Source organism: Bacteroidetes bacterium SB0662_bin_6 (assembly GCA_009839485.1).
Classification (GTDB): domain Bacteria; phylum Bacteroidota; class Rhodothermia; order Rhodothermales; family VXPQ01; genus VXPQ01.
The window spans coordinates 1-6,169 of record VXPQ01000036.1 but is presented as its reverse complement, the minus strand read 5'-3'; the positions used below and the strand labels follow the sequence as shown (position 1 = coordinate 6,169).

At 55.1% G+C, this 6,169-nt stretch carries 5 protein-coding genes; 3 read left to right on the top strand and 2 right to left on the bottom strand.

The features are described 5' to 3' along the window. Positions 1 to 1,727 precede the first annotated feature (1,727 nt). From F4Y00_06845 to F4Y00_06835, 3 genes are all read left to right on the top strand, one after another. Positions 1,728 to 2,468, top strand: coding sequence for a hypothetical protein (locus tag F4Y00_06845; protein MYE04669.1), 741 nt, complete (start codon positions 1,728 to 1,730; stop codon positions 2,466 to 2,468). Positions 2,469 to 2,478: 10 nt separating this feature from the next. Then, a complete protein-coding gene (locus F4Y00_06840) occupies positions 2,479 to 2,862 on the top strand; it encodes a hypothetical protein (protein ID MYE04668.1) in 384 nt (127 codons plus the stop codon). A gap of 65 nt (positions 2,863 to 2,927) precedes the next feature. Next, entirely contained in the window at positions 2,928 to 3,857 is a 930-nt protein-coding gene (locus tag F4Y00_06835) for a trypsin-like peptidase domain-containing protein (GenBank protein ID MYE04667.1), read from the top strand. 84 nt (positions 3,858 to 3,941) lie between these two features. Here F4Y00_06835 and F4Y00_06830 read toward each other — a convergent pair whose 3' ends face one another. Together F4Y00_06830 and F4Y00_06825 are read right to left on the bottom strand one after the other, a co-directional pair. Continuing rightward, positions 3,942 to 5,075, bottom strand: a complete 1,134-nt coding sequence (locus F4Y00_06830) for a DegT/DnrJ/EryC1/StrS family aminotransferase (GenBank protein MYE04666.1) — start codon at positions 5,073 to 5,075, stop codon at positions 3,942 to 3,944. A gap of 63 nt (positions 5,076 to 5,138) precedes the next feature. After that, positions 5,139 to 5,990, bottom strand: coding sequence for an N-acetyltransferase (locus F4Y00_06825; protein MYE04665.1), 852 nt, complete (start codon positions 5,988 to 5,990; stop codon positions 5,139 to 5,141). Positions 5,991 to 6,169 lie beyond the last annotated feature (179 nt).

The window sequence follows — 6,169 nt, the reverse complement described above, 5'->3', positions numbered from 1 at the left end:
TCGCCGACATTCTACGTGCCGGCGGAGGTAGACGAAGACGAGACGTACGAATACCTGCTTACGGTTAGCGAGGAAAACACGGAAGACGGATCGGCGGAGGTCGCCGTGACGGTGCTCGACCGGATACCGACGCCCGAACTCGAGCCTGTTTCGCCTCCGCTCGCTTCTTCTTCCGCACCGCACTCTTCGTATCTGTCGGCCCTTGGCGTAACGGTAAGCGCCTCGCCCTTGCGTTTCGGGGTGCAGTCGGCGGACACTGAGGTGTCGCTTGATCCGATGACGGACCTGATATCGACGCATGTATCGGGTCTGTACCATGGAGGCCGCATGACACTTGCACCGGGAAGCAGCGAAGCGACGGGTGCAAACGGGGAGATGGACCTCTCCATCGAGCTGGCCTCTCCGGTCGCCCTCAAACGCACGGATGCCATCGAAGGGTCTTCGCTCGTTCTTGCGCCCACCTGGTCGTATGCGGAGTCGTGTGAGCAGCTTTCTTCTCAGGAAGTAGGGGGTCTGTATATGGAGGTGACGCTTAGGGAAGAAACCTGCCGCCTTCTTCGCTTCGGAGGCGAACTGGACCTTACGGACGCACTATCGGGGAAGTATACAGGAAGCCTGGACATCATTCTTCGTTCGGGCGAGACCGAGGAGACATTCGCAGTAGAGGTGTCAATTACGGTCGTTCCTGCACGGCGTGTGATTACGATAGGCCCGGGCGGGGTGCACTTCAGCACATCGCGCGAGGTTGCTGCTGCGTTGACCGAAGAGCAGAACCTTACAATCTACCCCGACATGGCGTTTTTGACGGAAGGGAACCCTAACGGTATGTTCGAGCTGGCGAACCCGTCGCTCATTCCTTTGGAGGTATCGGTGTCGGCTCGTTTCGGGTATACGGAGGCGACGGAGACAGGACGCGAGATAGTGGTAGAGGATGTATCAGGATCGCGTCTTGGCGATTTGTCCGGGTTGGTGGACATTCATCCGGGTCTGCTGGTTCTTATGCCCGGTGAGAAGGGCCTTGTTCGTTACGGGGTGGAAGAGGAAGTGCATGCGGTGATGGCGGAGCAGGGCTACGCTGCGTTCTTCGACGTAGTGTCCCAGCCACGTCAGTACGCAGATATGGACCGCATGCCTGAGGAAGTTACGGGAGACCGTACGGCCCGCGTGACGATGCGCCTGCCGGGTGTGTACGTACCCGGGGAAGGAGCCTCGCAGCTCAGCGCTCGGCTGCTGTCGATATCGTATGTGGGTTCGCTGTCTGCGACGTTACTGTTGGAGACACAGGATCATCCTTTTGTGGGCGAGGTGGTGGCGTATGACGGGGACGGTCGTGAGCTGGGCCGCCGTCAGGCATTGGTGTACACGCGCAGCCGGGTACATATCCCGCTGGATCGGATGCCGGAAGAAGGGGCTGTGTTTTTGCGTTTTGAGCCTTGGGGACCGGGCCGTGTGCCTTTGCCTGTGTCCGTTGAGTGGGATGCCCCGCGCAGGGGTATAGGTGACGCAGGGGACAAAGACCGCGCAAGAACCCCGGCAACGCTTGTACAAAAACCCTGATGTATCGCCCTATAGAGACCCACAACATCCTCAATGTTTACGCGCAAACATAACCCTGCCTGACCCTCGACTGCATCCTTGAAAACATTATGCATCCCATAATGCACGTTGCTGCAAGAAAATCTCTATGGAGAACGACATGTGTTCTTCAGCACAATGCACTTGAAACCATGCCCGATTTGTTCAAAACATTTTTTGTAATTCTGTCCGGAACCGCAGGACGGATTCTTATTTTTTCGGGTCTGTTGCTTTTGCCTTTTTGGGATTCCCTTGGACAGGACGCAAGGGTGAACCAGCGCGTGCTTCCCGCCGCCGAGGTATATGACCTGGAGTTCATCGATCGTTTTCTGGAGGATCAGATCATCTTTCCGAACGATCCCGATTATACCCATGCGGTCTTTCTGGACGTCACGGGGGACGGGTTCGGCTCGAACGACATTCTTGTGCTCTATCCCAGTGAAGAACACTTTTCGCTGAGCCAGTACTTTCCTGAGGCCATGCTCAATACGCTGGTTTCGTTGAATCTGGAAACGGACTATCGGATCAACACGGTGCGCAGCAGAAGTCCCCTTCTGGCTGACGAAGGCGAAGCGGAAGAGGACGCCAAGAAGGCTCTTGCCGGGGCCATATTAGGGTCTCTCCTGCACTACTATCCTGAAGGACCTATGGAAATCCACCTTCTTCAGCGGGGAGAAGATGTCCATATTACCTTCTGGAACTACGAAGAGGACCTTTGGACCTTTGTCCCGCAGGCCACGCAATGCATCCAGCCGGACATACAGGAATCGGATCCGCTGGTGATCATGGTGCACAAGCAACCGGAGGTTTTTTCGTACATCGACAGCGAGGGATGTGTTGTCGTCGAGAGTATGACAAGAGGTGGAAGCATCGCTTCCCGTTCCTGTCAATAACAGCTGCATCATGGAAAACGATCGCTCCGACATTCTTCTTTTCATTGACCTTGGGTTCATTCTCCTCGTGGGTTTTCTGATCCTGACCGAGACGACTCCTGAAGCGGAGGTGCCGCTTCCGAACGAATCACAGGAGGAAAGAGACCCTGCGCCTTTGTATGAGGTCCAGTTTGACGAGCGCATGCAATTCCTGGTCCTGCGGTTACCTCAGAGTGAGGCGGCCTGCGTTCCCGCAAGCCTGGCAACACTGGCGGGGTGCCTGGAGCAGACGTACAGGCAGAACGCAAGAACGATATTTGTTCTTTCCCCGCAAGGCGAAGCCACCGTCCAGCAGCTGGTATCCATGCTCGATCTCTGTTCCCGTCGCGGCTGGCAATGCACCGTCAATAATTAGTTTTTCTATCGTTCCATGACATTGTCCTGGTCTGAAAAAGAAGAAAGAAAAACGCGCCGCATTTCGTGGTGTTTGTTTATCGGCGTTTCCGCGGTCTTTGCTACTACACCTTCGTAGTTACGAATCGACACGTTATAGAGCGCAATCTCGATCGTCAACTTTGGATCCGGTTTCGACCGCCCCCACTGGATCAAAGCGGCAGGGTGTTTCAGGGGTCCTCAACCGATCAAGACATCGCGGCGTTTCTTCGCGCGCCCACACTCGAGCAAGATGCCACGCCGTTCCCCGTCCCCACTGGGGATTTCCCTGCTGATCCGTGGATATTCCACCCGGATCCGAGCATCGATCTGGCTGTTATGGGTCTTGAGAGCGTTCAAATGCCATCCGAGTTAAAGCCCAACCGATATCTCACACTTGATCGGTATTCGGTCACACGTGAAGAACTCCGATCAAGCGAGTGCGACGAGGGAAATGAGGTTTTCATATTAGGATTCCCTTTGGGAATCGCTGGCACCTCACAGAATGATGTCATAGTTCGCCACGGCATCATCGCCCGTATTCGGGACTGGTACGATGGGCGCTCCAAGAATTTTCTCATCGATTCGTCCATCTATCCTGGCAATAGCGGCGGACCGGTTGTGCTCAAGCCGGTTATTACGTCTATCAAGCAGAGACCTATGATCAACCAGGCGCGTTTGCTGGGTCTTGTCACAGGCTACCTTCCGTATCAAGATGTCGCCATAAGCCTTCAGACTGGCACGCCCCGCCTTGTGTCCGAAGAAGACTCTGGCCTTGCTCCAGTAATCCCCATCGACACCGTCGTCGAGTTGATTTCAACCATCGCTGAACTGTTCAACAATACCCCAGGGAATTATGTTACTTTTGAGGCTATGAGAGCCGCCGTTGATGTCCTCGTTTCTAATCCATCTGCGGGCAAATCACAGTCTCGGGAGGCTAACACAGAACCAGGAAATAGCATCGAAACTTCTTCCTAAATCAGCATGTCAAATTGACAGCCTAATTTATTTAGCGCCAAACTGCTGTCGTTTCACTGCCAAATCGCTGTCGTTTTACATTCATCAGGCCGATACGACACGATCGAAGTATTGCATGATCTTGTCCGCAATATATTGTTGCTCATGTTCTGTGAGCAGGGGATGGATAGGGAGGGAGAGCACTTCCCGGGAAGCTTTTTCCGTTTCGTCGAGCGGGCCTTTTCGGCAACCGCCCCTGGCGAAAACGGGAAGGTTATGGAGAGGTACGGGATAGTATATCGCGTGTGGAATGCGGTGCTCGGCCAGGAATGCCGCCAGCCCATCTCTTTTTCCGGGAAATTCTTCGGAGATACGGAGCGTGTATTGGTGATATACGTGTGTCCGGTCAGGGGCATGATGCGGGGTCGTAATAAATGGATGCTCGTCAAACAGCGTGTCGTAGATCCGTGCAACTTGTTGACGGCGGGTTTGATACGTGTCGAGATGCCGGAGTTTGACCTTCAGAATGGCAGCCTGGATTGTGTCCAGTCGGCTGTTCACCCCGACGATTTCGTTGTGGTATTTTCGCTCGGCGCCATGGTTTGATACCATGCGGGCTTTTTTGTGCAGGGCTTCATCGTTGGTCACTATGGCTCCCCCGTCCCCATAGCATCCCAGGTTTTTGGTGGGAAAAAAGGAAAGACACCCGATGTCGCCGATGCATCCGGTTTTTTGATCCCGGTATTCCGCGCCGATGGACTGTGCGTTGTCCTCGATGACGCCCAATCCATGTCTGTGTGCGATTTCCATAATGGGCGCCATATCGGCGGGCTGACCGAACAGGTGCACCGGGACGATGGCTTTCGTACGCGGCGTGATCAATGATTCGACACATTCGGGGTCGATGTTGAAGGTTCGGGGATCGATGTCGGCGAAGACGGGTGTGGCGCCCAGCAAGCCCCCTGCCTCGGCCGTTGCAAAGACCGTGAATGCAGAAGTGATGATTTCATCCCCGGGTCCGATGTCGAGGGACATCATGGCGATTTGCAGGGCATCGGTTCCATTTGCAACGCCGAGGACATGCGATACGTCGAGGTAATCGGCCAATTCGGATTCCAATTCATCCACTTCCCGGCCTCGTATGAAGGCCGCATGTTCCAGGACCGACTGAATGGCCTTGTCGATCTCGGGTGCGATCATTTCGTGTTGACCGCGCAGATCTGCCATCTTGACGTTCATTTCAGATCGGGCAACCTGTGTCTGGTGCGGTATGCGGAGTCAAACGTGCGGGCGACATGTGCGCTATACGTCTTCCCATCCCTGATTTTCCAGAAGCTGCTCTTCCGGAACGGTGCGGTGCGTACGCGCGGGAACCCCTGCATGGATCGTACGCGCTGCGGCATTTTTGGTAAGAAGGGCTCCGGCGGCGACGACAGCATCCCCTTCGATTTCCATTCCGGGCAATATTACCGATCCGGTTCCGAGGCGGGCGCCCCGGCGTATGACGGCTCCCTTGAAGTGCCGGAAACGGTCTTTCGTGCGGCCCAGGAAATTATCATTGCTCGTGAGAACGCCCGGGGCTACGAATGCACGATCTTCCACCACGGAGTACGCGGCGATATATGCATTCGTTTCGATTTTGCAGTACTGCCCGATGGCGCATTCGTTTTCGACAGCGACGCCGCGCCCGATGATGGTGTGGCTTCCGACGGTTACTTCCTCGCGGATTGTAGCCAGATCTGCTATCAATACATGCTCTTCCAGCACACAACCTGCATACAGGACGGCCCCTGTTCCGATCAGACATCCTGATCCAATGCGGCAAGGAGGCTGCTTGTGTTTTCGGGTTACTGCACTGTTCGCCGCAGCCATAGGTTGTTTGCCAATGACGGCCCCGTCATCAATTCGGACGCCGTTACCTATCTGCACCCCTTCGTGGATGACGACATGTCTACCGATCTCACAGCCCTCGCCGATTTGTACATTACGGGCGATGACGGCATGGTCTCCTATACGAGTGTGTGCGCCGATACATACTTCGGATTCAACGACCACGTGGTGTCCGACAGATATTTCTTCTCCGGCAGAGATCGAATCGGCGATACAAGTATATTGCCCCTTCACTCCGGAGGCCTTTCCTGGTGGATGGGTCATGACGTTTCCTTTCGGTATGATGACGGAAGCATCTTTTTTATTCCAATGAAAAAGCCCTGTACTCGACCGGGTACAGGGCTTTCTTCCTGGGCCTGTTACCACTATGCAGCGGCGCTCTGCGGGGCCTGTTTTCCTGCCAGGCCAGGCGCCGCGAGCGCAGTGTGGCCCAGCCACATAAG

What these genes read in the sequence shown, in the direction of transcription:
- F4Y00_06845 (MYE04669.1), top strand. Translation starts at nt 1,728, where the DNA reads ATGCCCGATTTGTTCAAAACATTTTTTGTAATTCTGTCCGGAACCGCA.
- F4Y00_06840 (MYE04668.1), top strand. Translation starts at nt 2,479, where the DNA reads ATGGAAAACGATCGCTCCGACATTCTTCTTTTCATTGACCTTGGGTTC.
- F4Y00_06830 (MYE04666.1), bottom strand. Translation starts at nt 5,075, where the DNA reads ATGAACGTCAAGATGGCAGATCTGCGCGGTCAACACGAAATGATCGCA.
- F4Y00_06825 (MYE04665.1), bottom strand. Translation starts at nt 5,990, where the DNA reads ATGACCCATCCACCAGGAAAGGCCTCCGGAGTGAAGGGGCAATATACT.